The organism is Bordetella genomosp. 12, from assembly GCF_002261355.1.
In the GTDB taxonomy this organism is placed as follows: Bacteria; Pseudomonadota; Gammaproteobacteria; order Burkholderiales; family Burkholderiaceae_B; genus Bordetella.
In genome coordinates this window covers 593,893-607,863 of the sequence record NZ_NEVU01000001.1, presented here as the reverse complement: position 1 = coordinate 607,863, position 13,971 = coordinate 593,893, and the positions used below count along the sequence as shown (strand labels likewise).

Sequence of the window (13,971 nt, the reverse complement as noted above, 5' to 3'; positions counted from 1 at the left end):
CGGAACGATATTACACGTCGCCGGCAAGCGCCCGGCCCGAGGAGCGCGCGGGCGTCAGACGCCGGCGATGGACATCTGCTCGATCAGGATGGAACCGGTTGACTTCGTGCCGCGCGACAGCGTGTCGGCGCCCACGGCGACGATCTGGCGGAACATGTCCGCCAGGTTGCCGGCGATGGTGATTTCCTCGACGGCGTGCTGGATCTGGCCGTTTTCGACCCAGTACCCGAAGGCCCCGCGCGAATAGTCGCCGGTCAGGTAGTTCACGCCCTGGCCGATGAGTTCGGTGACGAGCAGCCCGGTGCCCAGCTTGTTGAGCATGGCGCGGAAATCGTCTTCAGGCCGGGTCAGGCGGGAGGTCAGCGACAGATTGTGCGAGCCGCCGGCGTTGCCCGTGGTGCTCATGCCCAGCTTGCGGGCCGTGTACGAGGACAGGAAATAGCCCTCGAGCGTGCCGGCCGCCACCACGCGGCGCGCCTGGGTGCGCACCCCCTCGTCATCGAAGGCCGACGAGCCCATGCCCCCGCGCACGTGCGGATCTTCGAGCACGTCGATATGGTCGGCGAAGATGGGTTTGCCCAGCGAGTCGACCAGAAAGCTTGCCTTGCGGTAGAGCGCGCCGCCGCTGACGGCCTGCGCGAACGCGCCCAGCAGGCCCAGGGCCAGCGGGGCCTCGAACAGCACCGGCGCCTTGGTCGTGCGCAGACGGCGGGCCGAGAGCCGGGCCAGCGTGCGTTCGGCGGCGTAACGGCCCACGGCCTCGGGCGAGGCCAGCAAGGCCGGATCGCGCTCGGCGGTGTACCAGTAGTCGCGCTGCATCTTGCCGCCGCGCCCGGCGATGGGCGCGACCGACAGGCTGTGCCGGCTATAGGGATAGCCGCCCAGAAAGCCCCGCGTATTGCCCATGACGAACTGGCCTTCATAGGTATTGACGCCGGCGCCGTCGGTATTGGTAATGCGGCCGTCGACGGCGCGCGCGGCGCGCTCGCCCCGCAGCGCCAGCTCGGCGGCCGCGGCGGTGTCGATGGCCCAGGGATGGTGCAGATCGAGGTCGGGATGCTCGGTGGCCAGCATGTCGGCGTCGGGCAGGCCGGCGGCCTCATCGGCGGCCGTGTGCCGGGCGATATGCCAGGCGGCCTCGACTGTCTGGCGCAAGGCGGCCTCGGAGAAATCGGAGGTCGAGGCCGATCCCCGGCTCTGGCCAGCGTAGACAGTCAGGTCCAGCGAGCGGTCGCGCGTCTGCTCGACCGTTTCGATGTCGTTCTTGCGCACCGACACCGACAAACCGAGGCTTTCGGAGACTTCGGCGACGGCGTCGCTCGCGCCGATCTGGCGCGCATAGGCCAGAACCTGTTCGACGAGTTCGGAAAAACGCGCGTGATTCGCGGCGATCGGCAGGGAGGAGGAGGGAGTGACCATTGCTGTCCAATTTGCAGAGACGGTTATCATAGCCAAGTCCGTCTTTTAGCAGTGTCCCATGAGCTTTCCTGATACCGAAAATACCGTCGATGACGACGGCTACGATGAAAACGGTTACGACCGGCCCAGCAAGTCCCAGATCAAGCGCGAGATGCACGCGCTGCTGGACCTGGGTAAGCAACTGATCGAGCTGTCTCCCGAACGCCTGCGCAAGCTGCCCATCGAGGAGCGGCTGTATGAGGCCATCCGCGAGGCGCAGCGCACGACCAGCCGTGAAGGCCTGCGCCGCCAGACCCATTTCGTGGGCAAACTGATGCGCGCCGCGCCCGCCGATGAGATCCGTCACCAGTTGGATGTCTGGGAAAACGGGTCGCGCGAAGAGACGGCGGCCATGCACCGGCTGGAAGGGCTGCGCGAGCGCCTGATCCAGGACGACGAGGCGCTGACCGAGCTGCTGGCGCGCTATCCGGGTGCCGATGTCCAGCACTTGCGCGCGCTCATCCGCGCCGCCCGCAAGGAAACCCAGAACAACGCGGCGCTGCAGCAAGGCCAGGAGCCGCAGCGCAAACAATACCGGGCGCTGTTCCAGGCGCTCAAATCCCTCACCAAATGATCACCTCATGAGCCAAGACCTGCTGGAATGCATCGAAGTCGAAACCGGCCCCAATCCCGGCCATGCCGTGATCTGGCTGCATGGCCTGGGCGCCGACGGCAATGATTTCGTGCCCATCGTGCCCGAGCTGGGGCTGAATCTGCCGGTACGTTTCGTCTTTCCCAATGCGCCGGTCGCGCCGGTGACGATCAACGGCGGCATGGCCATGCGCTCGTGGTACGACATCCTGGTCATGGACCTGGTGCGCCAGGAAGATGCCGGCGGCATCCGCGCCTCGGAAGCCGCCATCCGCAAGCTCATCGCCCGCGAAAACGCGCGCGGCATCCCCACTTCGCGCATCGTGCTGGCGGGTTTTTCGCAAGGTTGCGCCATGACGCTGCACACCGGCCTGCGCCTGCCCGAGCGGCTGGCCGGCCTGGTGGGCCTGTCGGGCTATCTGCCGCTGATCGACACGGCACAGGCCGAGCGCCATGCGGCCAATGCCCAGACGCCTGTTTTCATGGCGCACGGCCTGTACGATCCGGTGGTGGCCCTGGCCCGCGCCGAAGCCTCGCGCGACAGGCTGCAAAGCCTGGGCTATGCCGTGCAATGGCATAGCTACCCCATGCCGCACTCGGTCTGCCTCGAAGAAGTGCAGGACATCGGCGCTTTCCTGCGCGACGTCCTGCGCTGATCAATACGTCTCGAAATGCATGCGGCCTTCGCGCCGCAGCGTTTCGGACAGCGCGGCCCAGTCGTGGCCGCCTTCGCGCGCGATCTCGGCCAGAACCTCCAGCACCCCCTGCTCCATGCCCTTGAGCCCGCAGACATAGATGTAGGTGTCGGCGGAGGTGAGCAGCCCCAGCACATCCTGCGCGCGCTGCCGCATGGCGTCCTGCACATAGCGCCGAGGTTGCCCGGCCTCGCGAGACAAGGCCAGATTGATGTCGATGAAATCCTTGGGCAGTTTCATCAGCGGGCCGAAGTACGGCAGCTCACGCTCGGTGCGTGCCCCGAAAAACAGCATCAACCGCCCGAGATCGCCCTGCGCCAGCCGGCGCCGGCTGGTTTCGGTCATGGCGCGCATGGGCGCGGCGCCCGTGCCCGTACAGATCATCATCAGATTGGCGCGCGGATGATTGGGCATCAGGAAGGTATTGCCAAACGGCCCGATGACTTGCACGGTATCGCCTTTGGCCAGGTCGCACAGGTAGTTGGAGCACACGCCGCGCACCGCCTGCCCGTCATGCCCTTCGGTCACGCGTTTTACGGTGATGGACAGATTGTTGTAGCCGGCGCGCTCGCCATCGCGCGGGCTGGCCAACGAGTACTGGCGCGCGTGATGCGCGCGGCCGTGCGCGTCGCCGCCGGGCGGCAAAATGCCGATGGACTGGCCCTCCAGCACCGGGAACGGACGCGCGCCGAAATCCAGCACGATGTGGCGGATATCGCTATCGGTGTCCGGACCCGTGACCCGGTAATTGCCCACGACGGTGGCGGTCACGGGGGTTTTGTGGGTGTAGAGATTGACATAGGGATGCGCCGCCGACCAGGGCGGCACGGTGGCGCTGGGGCCGGTGGCCACCGACACCGCGGGCGCGTCGGGCACGGCGGCGGCAGCGTCTGCGGCGGGCTCGGCCAGCGGCTGCTCGGCGGGCAGCTCGTCCCAGCCGAGCTGCTCGTCCAGCCCATAGGCCTGCGCCGGCGCCACCAGGCGCCAGCTATCGATCGCGCCGGTCGGGCACGGCGGCACACAGGCCATGCAACCATTGCAGATGTCCGCGTTGACGACGTAGTTGCGGCTGTCGTGCGTGATCGCATCGATCGGGCACGTTTCTTCGCAGGTATTGCAACGGATGCATATCTCGGGATCGATCAGGTGCTGCCTGAGCAGTTCGGCGGGCGCATTCATGGCAGGACTCAGCTGAAACGGACGTACTCGAAGTTCACCGGCTGGCGATTGATGCCCATGACGGGAGGGGCGATCCAGTTCGCGAACTTACCGGGTTCGCTCACGCGGCCCATCAACGACGCCACGAAAGCACGGTCCTCGGCCGTAGGCAGCCACTTGTCGCGATTGGCCAGCCACTGGCTTTCGCTGAGCACCTCGCCCTCGGGCGAGACGCGGATGCCGGCCAGGGTGCCGATCTGGCGGTTGAAGGCCTTGTGCGGCACCGACAGCCGGAAGGGGATGCCGTTCTTTTCGATCACCTTGTTCCAGCGGCCCACACCGGCCATGGAGTCGCGGATGAAGTCATCGCGCAGCACTTCATTCAGGGCGTTGAGCATGGGCACCTCGATCTCGCGCAACCGGCCGTCGGTCACCGTCAGCACGCGATAGGTGTCGTTCTTGAGTTGGTGATCATCATTGCGCTTGCCCTCTTCGTAGCGGCCCTTCAACCCCGAGCTGTAGAAGATGGCGGCGTTGGAGGACTGATCCGCGCCAAACAGATCGATGGTCACGCTGTAATGGAAGTTCAGGTAGCGCTGGATGGTCGGCAGGTCGATCACGCCGGCGGCGCGGATGGCGGCCGGATCATCGGTCTTGAGCTGGTTCATCACTTCGCAGGTGCGCTGAATGACGCGCGACACCCCCGACTCGCCCACGAACATGTGATGCGCTTCTTCGGTCAGCATGAACTTCGTGGTGCGCGCCAGGGGATCGAAACTGGACTCGGCCAGCGCGCAGAGCTGGAACTTGCCGTCGCGGTCGGTGAAGTAGGTGAACATATAGAAGGCCAGCCAGTCCGGCGTCTTCTCGTTAAAGGCGCCCAGGATGCGCGGATTGTCTTCGTCGCCAGAGCTGCGCTGCAGCAGCGCATCGGCTTCCTCGCGCCCATCGCGCCCGAAATAACGGTGCAGCAGATAGACCATGGCCCACAGATGGCGGCCCTCTTCGACGTTGATCTGGAACAGATTGCGCAAGTCGTATTGCGACGGCGCCGTCATGCCCAGGTGGCGCTGCTGCTCGATGGAAGCCGGCTCGGTGTCGCCCTGGGTGACGATGATGCGGCGCAGATTGGCCCGGTGTTCTCCCGGCACATCCTGCCAGGCGTCGCGGCCCATGTTCTCGCCGAAATGGATCTTGCGCTGCCCGTCCTGCGGCGCCAGAAAGATGCCCCATCGGTAGTCAGGCATCTTGACGTGATCGAAATGGGCCCAGCCATCCGGCTGCACACTGACGGCCGTACGCAGATAAACATCGAAGTTCTGCGAGCCGTCCGGCCCCATGTCGCGCCACCATTGCAGGTAGTTGGGCTGCCAGTGCTCGAGCGCGCGCTGCAAGGTGCGATCGCTCGACAGATTGACGTTGTTGGGGATTTTGTCGCTGTAGTTGATACCGCTCATGTCTGTCTCCTGAAGGGCGGCGTGCGCGGCCGCCGGATGATTCCGCTGCCGGCCGGGTTCAGACCCGGTTCCAGTCGAAGTTGGCCTGTTCGCCCTTGCCATACAGCTTGAGCGCGCCCTTCTCGCCGGCGGCATTGGGGCGATTGAAGATCCAGTTCTGCCAGGCGGTCAGCCGCCCGAAAATCCGGGTGGCCATGTTTTCGCGGCCACCAAAGCGCAGATTCGCCTCCAGGCCGGTCAGGGCATCGGGCGACAGCGCGCGGCGCTCTTCGAGGGCCAGGCGGATTTCGTCATCCCAGTCCAGGCTGTCGGGCGCGAAGGTGACCAGCCCCAGTTCCAGCGCCTGCTGAGGGCCGACCGGCTGGCCGGCGGCGGCGCGCACGGCCTCGAGCGGCCCCGCTTCCTCATAGAAGCGGCGCTGCAGGCGCGACTGGCCATTGACCATGGGGTAGGCGCCGAAGTTGCGCTCATTGATGTTCAGGGCGGCGGGCTGCTCCTCGTCGTCGAGCATGTAGATGCGGTCGGCGGCCAGGGCCAGTTCGAGCAAGGTGCCGGCAAAGCAGGAGCCCGGCTCCACGCAGGCATACAAGGTGCGCGAGGTCACATCCAGGCGCGCCAGCGTGCGGCGCAGCATGCCGGCCGTTTCGCGCACGAACCAGTGCTCGGCGTGCCGTTGCAGGACATCGTCGGCGGCCAGCACGGCCGCCGCGTCGCCCTCGGTCTTGATGACCCAGGTGCCGATGTCCAGCTCATTGGTGCGCATGTACAGGATGGCGTCGTCCAGTTCGCGCGCCATGGCCAGGGGCCACCAATCCGCGCCCGCATCGAGGATGGCATCGATCTCGGTCTGCACCGGGGCATCGGGCGCACGCACCACCCAGGTGGCGAGCCGTTTGTCGCGGTCGATGCTGACTTCCACATGGCGGTAGCGCAGGCCCTGCGGGCCCGCCTCACGCTCGAGCCGCGTCAAGGGCACGCCGGCGCCGCCCGGGCGGTCACTGCCGGCGGCCAGCTCGCGCACACGCGCCTGCACGGCCTCCTGGAATTGCGCCGGCTTGACCACGGCATCGACCAGCCGCCAGTCCTTGGCGCGCTGACCGCGCACGCCTTCGACCAGCGTGCAGAAGATATCGGCCAGATCATGGCGCACGCGGCGCTTGTCGGTCACTCGGGTCAACCCGCCCGTGCCCGGCAACACGCCCAGCAAAGGCACTTCCGGCAACGCCACGGCCGAAGACCGGTCGTCGACCAGATAGATCTCGTCGCACGCCAAGGCCAGCTCGTAACCGCCGCCGGCGCAGGCGCCGTTGAGCGCGGCGATGAACTTCAGGCCGCTGTGCTGGCTGGCGTCTTCCATGCCGTTGCGGGTTTCGTTGGTGAACTTGCAGAAATTCACCTTCCAGGCGTGCGAGGACAGACCCAGCATGAAGATGTTCGCGCCCGAACAGAAAATGCGGTCCTTCATGCTGGTGACGACCACCGCGCGCACTTCCGGATGCTCGAAACGGATGCGCTGCAAGGCATCGTGCAGCTCGATATCCACGCCCAGATCGTAGGAGTTGAGCTTGAGCTTGTAGCCCGGACGCAAGCCCGCATCCTCGGAGACATCCATGGCCAGGGTGGCCACCTCGCCTTCGCAATTCAAACGCCAATGACGGTACTGCTGGGGTTCGGTCCGAAAATCCACCGGGGGGGTGCTCATGCTCAGTCTCCTCAAAACCTTCCGGGTCTGCGTTCTCGCCACCGCTGGCGCACGCACAATACTGCATGTGATGAATTAAAATGCAGAATAGTGCAGAAAAAAAGGCACGTCAACACCGACGTGCACTAAAACGCAGTTTTTGAGAAAACGTCAGAGCGGCAGGCTGCAGGCCTTGCGTACCTGTGTGCGCAGACCGCCGAAACTCTCCGGCAGGCTCAGGTCGCTGGTTACCCAGGTGAGATCGGCCTTGGCATAGAACGCCTCGCGGCCAGCCAGAATGCGCTTGAGGTCGGCCATGGCCTCGCCATTGCCCGACATGGGGCGGAAATCGCCCTGGGCCATGACCCGGCTCATGTGCTCCTCGGGCGTGGCGCGCAGCCACACGGTGTAGCAATGCGCCAGCAAGAGATTGAAGGTGGCGGGCTCGGACACCAGGCCGCCCGGGGTGGCCAGCACCATTTCCGGGTAGATCTGCACCGCCTCCTCCAGCGCCCGGCGCTCGTAGCGGCGATAGGCGTTGGGGCCATACAGATTGTGGATTTCGAGGATGCTGCAGCCGGCCACGCGCTCGATTTCACGGTTCAGTTCGATAAAGGGATAGCCCAGGTCGTCGGCCAGCATCTGCCCCAGGGTGGACTTGCCCGCCCCGCGCAGGCCGATCAGGGCCACGCGCTGGTAACGATTGGGCCGCTGGGCCCCGGCGCCGACGCCAAAGAGCTGCGACAAGGACTCCCGCGCGCGCTGCAGATCGGACTCGCTGCGCCCGCTGAGCAATTCGCGGATCAGCAGCCACTCGGGGGACTCCGTCGTCACGTCGCCCACCAGTTCGGCCAGCGCGCAGTTAAAGGCGCGGGCTATCTGCAGCAGCACCAGGATGGAGGCATTGCCCACCCCGTGCTCCAGGTTGGCCAGATGGCGCTCGGACACGCCGGTGGCCTGCGACAGGCTCTTGCGTGTCATCCCGCGTATGGCGCGCAGGCGCCGCACCCGCTCGCCCAGGGCAATCAGGAAAAGGTCACGCCGCGGCTCCTCCGCGATCGGCTCCAGCGCTGGCTCCATAGTCTGCGACTCCGCACTAACCCTTAAGAAAACATGAACTATAGTGCTTGACGCTCTCGATATAAAGCACTATTTTTCCATCAACAAGCGCCAAATACGGTTTGACGATGTCAGCTTCGGCCCCGACACGCACTCTGTTGCATGCGATCAAGGCGCGGGACGATAAGTGTATAGGACGACACCATGAGTACGCCTGAACAGTTCCACGCGCTGATGCGCGAGGTCACCGACCAGATCGGCGCGGCCGACCTGGACCAAACCCTGGAAGACCGCCTGAATCGCGATCTGGGCGCTGACAGCGAGCTCTACCAGCGCATTTTCGAGGCCTGTCGCCAGGGGATCGCCGCCGGCTGGATGTGCAAGTACGAAGGCGGCGGCATCCGTTACGGCCGCGTCATCAAGCCCGACGCCGCGCTGGCCGGCTATTCGGTCGACGTGGTCGACATGAACGATCTGGCCGGACCGCATCATCGCCACCCGCAAGGCGAGATCGACCTGGTCATGCCCCTGAGCGACGCGGCGCGCTTTGACGGCCGTGGCGCGGGGTGGCTGGTATACGGCCCCGACTCGGCGCACAGCCCCACCGTCCGAGGCGGCCAGGCCCTGGTGCTCTACCTCCTGCCCGCTGGCGCCATCGAATTCACCCGCCCATCGGCCTGAGGACATCCCCATGCATCTGCTGCAAAACTACGTCGCCGGCCAATGGCGTGCCGGCCAGGGCCAACCCGCCACCCTGCACGACCCGGTCACCGGCGCCGCGCTGGCCAGCGCCAGCAGCGCCGGTCTGGACCTGCCCGCCGCCTTCGCCTGGGCGCGCGAGCGCGGCGGCGCGGCCCTGCGCGCGCTGACCTATGCGCAACGCGCGGCGCTGTTGAGCCGCGTGGCCGAGGTGCTGAGCGCCCATCGCGACAAATACTTCGACATTGCCCTGGCCAACAGCGGCACCGTACAGGCCGACTCAGCCATCGACATCGACGGGGCCATCTACACCGTCGCTTACTACGCCAAGCAAGGCGCGCGCCTGGCCGAGGACGCCTGGCGCATGGACGGCACGGCCGACCCGCTGGCGCGCGACGATGCCTATGCCGTGCGCCACGTCTGGACGCCCGCGCGCGGACTGGCGCTGTTCATCAATGCCTTTAACTTCCCGGCCTGGGGATTGTGGGAAAAAGCCGCGCCGGCCCTGCTGTCCGGCGTGCCCATCGTCATCAAACCCGCCACCGCCACGGCCTGGCTCACGCATGAGATGGTGAGCGACGTGGTCAAGGCAGGCGTGCTGCCCGACGGCGCGCTCAGCCTGATCTGCGGCGGCTCGGCTGGTCTGCTCGACGCGCTGCGCCCGCTGGACCTGCTGTCCTTTACCGGCTCGGCCGATACCGCCGCCCAACTGCGCGCTCACCCGGCCCTGCTGCGCGGCGACGTGCGCCTGAATGCGGAGACCGACAGCGTCAATAGCGCGTTGCTCGGGCCCGATGCCGTCGCCGGCAGCCCGGCCTTCGATACGCTGGTGCGTGAAGTGGTGCGCGAGATGCGCGCCAAATCGGGTCAAAAATGCACGGCGATCCGGCGCATCATGGTGCCGGCCGGGCAGTACGACGCGGTGGCACAGGCTATCTCGGCCCAGTTGGCGCGCATCACGGTCGGCAATCCGCGCCATGCCGACGTCAAGATGGGTTCGCTGGTCAGCCGCGCGCAACTCGATAACGTGCAATCCGGCCTGGCCGTGCTGCGCACCGCCGCCGATGTGCTCTTCGATGGCGCCGGCCAAGCCTTGATCGATGCCGACCCCGCCGTCGCCGCCTGCATGGCGCCCACCCTGCTGGGCTCGCGCCAGCCTCAGGCGGTGTTGCACCACACGGAAGTATTCGGGCCGGTCGCCACGCTGATGCCCTACCGCGATACCGCCCAGGCCTTTGCCCTGGCTCGGCAGGGAGACGGCTCACTGGTGGCGTCGCTCTATAGCGACGACAGCGATTTCCTGGCCCAGGGCGCGCAGGCCCTGTCAGAAAGCCACGGCCGCGTGCATCTGGTCAGCCCCGAAGCCGCCAAGGCGCATACCGGCCATGGCAACGTCATGCCGCAGGCGCTGCATGGCGGCCCCGGCCGCGCCGGCGGCGGCCAGGAGCTGGGCGGCCTGCGCGCCCTGGACTTTTATCACCGCCGCAGCGCCATACAAGGCGCGCCGCCCAGGCTGCAGGCGCTGCCCGAGGCCCGCGTCCCGGAGTTTGCTGCCTAGCCCTGTTCCCCGGCCCAGCAGAGCCATCAGGCCGCGGGCCCGCCTCTCGAGGAGACAACCATGCACGATTGCCCTGCCGAGCTGAATTTCGCCAGCCATCTGGCCGCGCTCAACGCCCCGCGCGCGGCCAAAACCGCCTATATCGATGACCAGCGCCAGCTCAGCTATGGCGAGCTGGCCGAACGTGTGGCCCGCTTCGGCGGCGCGCTGCGCCAACTCGGCCTGCGCCGGGAGGAGCGCGTGCTGATGGTGATGCACGACACCGTGGACTGGCCCGTGGCCTTTCTCGGCGCCCTGCACGCCGGCATCGTGCCGGTGGCCGTCAACACCCTGCTGACCCCGGACGATTACGCTTACATCGCCGGGCACTGCCGGGCGCGCGCGCTGGTGGTCTCGGCGAGCCTGCTGCCGTCGTTGCAGGCCACGCTGGACAGCGGTCAGCATGACATCGCGCACGTCATCGTCTCGCAAGACACGCCGCAGGCGGCGGGACATCTCGCCTTCGAGGCGCTGCTGGCCGACGCCCCCATCGCGCCGGCGGCGCGCACGCTCGCCGACGAAATCGCCTTCTGGCTTTATTCCTCCGGCTCCACCGGCAAGCCCAAAGGCGTGGTGCACACGCACGGCAACCTGTGGCATACGGCCGAACTCTACGCCAAGCCGGTGCTGGGCATCCGGGAAGACGACGTGGCGTTTTCGGCCGCGAAGCTGTTTTTTGCGTACGGCCTGGGCAATGGCCTGACCTTCCCGCTATCGGTGGGCGCGACCACCATCCTCATGGCGGAGCGGCCCACCCCCACGGCGGTGTTCAAACGCCTGACCACGCATCGGCCCTCCGTGTTCTATGGCGTGCCCACGCTGTATGCCAGCATGATGGCCGCACCCGACCTGCCGCCCCGCGAGACCGTGGCCATGCGCATCTGTACCTCCGCGGGCGAAGCCCTGCCGCGCGACATCGGCGAGCGCTTCACTCGGCATTTCGGCTGTCAGATCCTCGACGGCATCGGCTCGACCGAGATGCTGCATATCTTTCTGTCCAACCAGTTGGGCCAGTTCCGTTACGGCACGACCGGCAAGCCCGTGCCCGGCTATGAGGTCCAGTTGCGCGACGAGGCCGGCCTGCCCGTGGCCGCCGGCGCCATCGGCGACCTCTATATCAAAGGCCCCAGCGCCGCGCTCATGTACTGGAACAACCGCGACAAGACGCGCCAGTGCTTTCTGGGCGACTGGCTCAAAAGCGGCGACAAATATGTCTGCGATGACGAGGGCTATTACGTCTACGCCGGCCGCAGCGACGACATGATCAAAGTCAGCGGACAGTATGTCTCGCCGGTCGAAGTCGAAAGCGTGCTGGTGCAGCACGAAGCCGTGCTGGAGGCCGCCGTCATCGGGGTGCCCGACCACGACGGCCTGGTCAAGACCAAGGCCTATGTCGTGCTGCGCCCCGGCTACGCCCCCGATGCGTCGACCGGCGCGGCGCTGCAGGACTACGTCAAATCTCATCTGGCGCCGTTCAAGTATCCGCGCCATATCAACTTCACCGAAGAGTTGCCCAAGACGGCCACCGGCAAGATCCAGCGCTTTCGTCTGCGCCAGATGGAAGAGGCCAGTCTGTGAGCCTGGCCACCGCCGAGCGCGTGGCCGTTTCGGCGCACGGGCAGCGCTTCGATCTGGAGTACGCCTGGATCGATGCGCACGGGCAGGGTCGACCGCTCCTGGTCTTTCTGCACGAAGGCCTGGGATCGGTGGCCATGTGGCGCGATTTCCCGGCGCGGCTGTGCGCGGCGGCGGGCTGCCGCGGCCTGGTCTATTCGCGCCGGGGCTACGGCCAATCGACGCCTCGCCCGCCCGGCGAACACTGGCCGCCCGACTTCATGCATCGCGAAGCCCGGGATGTGCTGCCGGCGCTGATGCGCGCGCTGGCGCTGGAAGGCGAGCGCCCGGTGCTGTTTGGCCATAGCGACGGCGGCTCCATCGCCCTGCTCTACGCCGCCATGTATCCGCAGCGCGTGGCCGCCGTGGTGGCCGCCGCGCCGCACATCTTCGTCGAGCCCGTCACGCTCACGCGCATCGAAGCGGCGCGCCAGGCCTATCTGCAAGGCGATCTGCCGCAGCGTCTGGCGCGCTATCACGCCGATGCCGACTCGGCTTTCTGGGGGTGGAACCAGGCCTGGCTCGACCCCGCCTTCGCACAGTGGAATATCGAAGCCCATCTATCCCGCTTGCGCTGCCCGGTGCTGGCCATCCAGGGCCTGCAGGACGAATACGGCAGCCTGGCGCAGATCGCGGGCATTGAGCGCCTGGCGCCGCAGACCCAGTTGCTGGCCTTGCCCGATTGCCGCCACTCCCCGCATAAAGACCAACCCCAGGCCGTCATCCAGGCCGTCGCCGACTTCGTCGGCGGCCTGGCCGGCCATTGATAACAAGCCCAGGAGACTCGCGATGCCATTCCCCTCCCCCCGCGCCGCCCGGCTGGCCGGCGCCGCCTTCCTCGCGCTGGCCGCCTGCCAGGCGCAGGCGGCCGATCCTATCAAGGTCGGCTTCATGCTGCCCTACAGCGGCACCTATGCCGCGCTGGGCACGGCCATCGAAAACGGCTTCAAACTCTACGTGCAGGAGCAGGGCGGCAAGCTCGGCGGGCGTGACGTCGAGTACTTCAAGGTCGACGACGAGTCCAACCCGGCCAAGGGTCCGGAAAACGCCAACCGCCTCATCAAGCGCGACAAGGTGGACGTCGTCATCGGCACCGTGCACTCCGGCGTGGCCATGGCGCTGGCCAAGGCCGCCAAGGACAGCGACACCACCCTGATCGTGGCCAATGCGGGCGCCGACGCCATCACCGGCCCGATGTGCGGGCCGGGCATTTTCCGCACCTCGTTCACCAACTGGCAGCCGGCTTACGCCATGGGCCCGGTAGCCGCCGGCAAAGGCCACAAGACGGCCATCACCGTCACCTGGAAGTACGCGGCCGGCGACGAAGCCGTGGCGGGTTTCCGCGAAGGCTTCGAAAAATCCGGCGGCAAAGTCATCAAGGATCTGACCGTCCCCTTCCCGAACGTGGAATTCCAATCGGTGCTGACCGAAATCGCGGCCAGCAAGCCCGATATGGTGTTCACCTTCTTCGCTGGCGGCGGCGCCGTGAAGTTCGTGCAGGACTATGCGGCCGCCGGGCTGAACAAGACCATCCCGCTATACGGATCCGGCTTCCTGACCGACGGCACGCTGCAGGCCCAGGGCGATGCGGCCCAGGGCCTGCTGACCACGCTGCACTATGCCGACGGCCTGAACACGCCGCGCGATCAGGCTTTCCGCGCCGACTACAGCAAGGCCTACAAGCAGACCCCCGACGTGTATGCCGTGCAGGGCTACGATGCGGCGCAATTGCTGCAGGCGGGCCTGAAGGCCGTACAAGGTGACGTGGGCAAAAAGGCCGACATGCGCAGCGCCATGCGCGCGGCCACCATCGACTCGCCGCGCGGGCCTTTCACGCTGTCGGCGGCCGGCAATCCGGTGCAGGACATCTATCTGCGCAAGGTGGAAGGCCTGGAGAACAAAGTGGTCGATGTCGCCGTCAAGAAACTGGCCGACCCGGCGCGCGGCTGCAAGCTCTGACAC

Annotated in this window: 12 protein-coding genes; 7 read left to right on the top strand and 5 right to left on the bottom strand. The window is 66.7% G+C overall.

Translation table 11 applies throughout. The annotated features are described in order from the left end of the window. Positions 1–54 precede the first annotated feature (54 nt). Positions 55–1,419 carry a metalloprotease PmbA gene (pmbA, locus tag CAL22_RS02910; protein ID WP_094810196.1) on the bottom strand — a complete coding sequence of 455 codons (1,365 nt, stop codon included), beginning with the start codon at positions 1,417–1,419 and terminating at the stop codon, positions 55–57. A gap of 58 nt (positions 1,420–1,477) precedes the next feature. Here pmbA and yjgA point away from each other — a divergent pair, with 58 nt between their 5' ends. Beyond that, positions 1,478–2,032 carry a ribosome biogenesis factor YjgA gene (yjgA, locus tag CAL22_RS02905; RefSeq protein ID WP_094810194.1) on the top strand — a complete coding sequence of 185 codons (555 nt, stop codon included), beginning with the start codon at positions 1,478–1,480 and terminating at the stop codon, positions 2,030–2,032. 7 nt (positions 2,033–2,039) lie between these two features. Beyond that, positions 2,040–2,705 (top strand): alpha/beta hydrolase, encoded by a 666-nt coding sequence (locus CAL22_RS02900; RefSeq protein ID WP_094810192.1) that lies wholly within the window; start codon positions 2,040–2,042, stop codon positions 2,703–2,705. On the opposite strand, the gene boxA is transcribed toward CAL22_RS02900, so the two are convergent. From boxA to CAL22_RS02880, 4 genes are all read right to left on the bottom strand, one after another. Further along, positions 2,706–3,923, bottom strand: coding sequence for a benzoyl-CoA 2,3-epoxidase subunit BoxA (gene boxA, locus CAL22_RS02895; RefSeq protein WP_094810190.1), 1,218 nt, complete (start codon positions 3,921–3,923; stop codon positions 2,706–2,708). 8 nt (positions 3,924–3,931) lie between these two features. Continuing rightward, on the bottom strand, positions 3,932–5,359 hold the full coding sequence (gene boxB, locus CAL22_RS02890; RefSeq protein ID WP_094810188.1) for a benzoyl-CoA 2,3-epoxidase subunit BoxB: 1,428 nt from the start codon (positions 5,357–5,359) through the stop codon (positions 3,932–3,934). 58 nt (positions 5,360–5,417) lie between these two features. Further along, positions 5,418–7,061, bottom strand: coding sequence for a 2,3-epoxybenzoyl-CoA dihydrolase (boxC, locus tag CAL22_RS02885; RefSeq protein WP_094810186.1), 1,644 nt, complete (start codon positions 7,059–7,061; stop codon positions 5,418–5,420). Positions 7,062–7,211: 150 nt separating this feature from the next. After that, positions 7,212–8,120 (bottom strand): helix-turn-helix transcriptional regulator, encoded by a 909-nt coding sequence (locus CAL22_RS02880; protein ID WP_005018565.1) that lies wholly within the window; start codon positions 8,118–8,120, stop codon positions 7,212–7,214. Positions 8,121–8,303: 183 nt separating this feature from the next. Between CAL22_RS02880 and CAL22_RS02875 the strand changes: the two genes are divergently transcribed. Genes CAL22_RS02875 through CAL22_RS02855 form a run of 5 tightly spaced genes read left to right on the top strand, consistent with a single transcriptional unit; the run spans position 8,304 to position 13,968 of the window. Continuing rightward, the gene (locus CAL22_RS02875) at positions 8,304–8,780 is read left to right on the top strand and encodes a DUF4863 family protein (RefSeq protein WP_094810184.1); all 477 of its coding nucleotides are present in this window, start codon (positions 8,304–8,306) and stop codon (positions 8,778–8,780) included. A gap of 10 nt (positions 8,781–8,790) precedes the next feature. Further along, positions 8,791–10,356, top strand: coding sequence for a 3,4-dehydroadipyl-CoA semialdehyde dehydrogenase (locus CAL22_RS02870; RefSeq protein WP_094810182.1), 1,566 nt, complete (start codon positions 8,791–8,793; stop codon positions 10,354–10,356). 60 nt (positions 10,357–10,416) lie between these two features. Continuing rightward, positions 10,417–11,973 carry a benzoate-CoA ligase family protein gene (locus CAL22_RS02865; protein ID WP_094810180.1) on the top strand — a complete coding sequence of 519 codons (1,557 nt, stop codon included), beginning with the start codon at positions 10,417–10,419 and terminating at the stop codon, positions 11,971–11,973. Then, the gene (locus tag CAL22_RS02860) at positions 11,970–12,776 is read left to right on the top strand and encodes an alpha/beta fold hydrolase (protein ID WP_094810178.1); all 807 of its coding nucleotides are present in this window, start codon (positions 11,970–11,972) and stop codon (positions 12,774–12,776) included. Before CAL22_RS02865 ends, CAL22_RS02860 begins: the two co-directional genes overlap by 4 nt. Positions 12,777–12,798: 22 nt before the next feature. Beyond that, positions 12,799–13,968 (top strand): ABC transporter substrate-binding protein, encoded by a 1,170-nt coding sequence (locus tag CAL22_RS02855; RefSeq protein WP_094810176.1) that lies wholly within the window; start codon positions 12,799–12,801, stop codon positions 13,966–13,968. Positions 13,969–13,971: the final 3 nt, after the last annotated feature.

Excerpts from the sequence above, each read along its gene's own strand:
- pmbA (WP_094810196.1), bottom strand. The coding sequence starts at position 1,419 with ATGGTCACTCCCTCCTCCTCCCTGCCGATCGCCGCGAATCACGCGCGT.
- boxB (WP_094810188.1), bottom strand. The coding sequence starts at position 5,359 with ATGAGCGGTATCAACTACAGCGACAAAATCCCCAACAACGTCAATCTG.
- boxA (WP_094810190.1), bottom strand. The coding sequence starts at position 3,923 with ATGAATGCGCCCGCCGAACTGCTCAGGCAGCACCTGATCGATCCCGAG.
- yjgA (WP_094810194.1), top strand. The coding sequence starts at position 1,478 with ATGAGCTTTCCTGATACCGAAAATACCGTCGATGACGACGGCTACGAT.
- boxC (WP_094810186.1), bottom strand. The coding sequence starts at position 7,061 with ATGAGCACCCCCCCGGTGGATTTTCGGACCGAACCCCAGCAGTACCGT.
- CAL22_RS02880 (WP_005018565.1), bottom strand. The coding sequence starts at position 8,120 with ATGGAGCCAGCGCTGGAGCCGATCGCGGAGGAGCCGCGGCGTGACCTT.
- CAL22_RS02875 (WP_094810184.1), top strand. The coding sequence starts at position 8,304 with ATGAGTACGCCTGAACAGTTCCACGCGCTGATGCGCGAGGTCACCGAC.
- CAL22_RS02855 (WP_094810176.1), top strand. The coding sequence starts at position 12,799 with ATGCCATTCCCCTCCCCCCGCGCCGCCCGGCTGGCCGGCGCCGCCTTC.
- CAL22_RS02865 (WP_094810180.1), top strand. The coding sequence starts at position 10,417 with ATGCACGATTGCCCTGCCGAGCTGAATTTCGCCAGCCATCTGGCCGCG.
- CAL22_RS02870 (WP_094810182.1), top strand. The coding sequence starts at position 8,791 with ATGCATCTGCTGCAAAACTACGTCGCCGGCCAATGGCGTGCCGGCCAG.
- CAL22_RS02900 (WP_094810192.1), top strand. The coding sequence starts at position 2,040 with ATGAGCCAAGACCTGCTGGAATGCATCGAAGTCGAAACCGGCCCCAAT.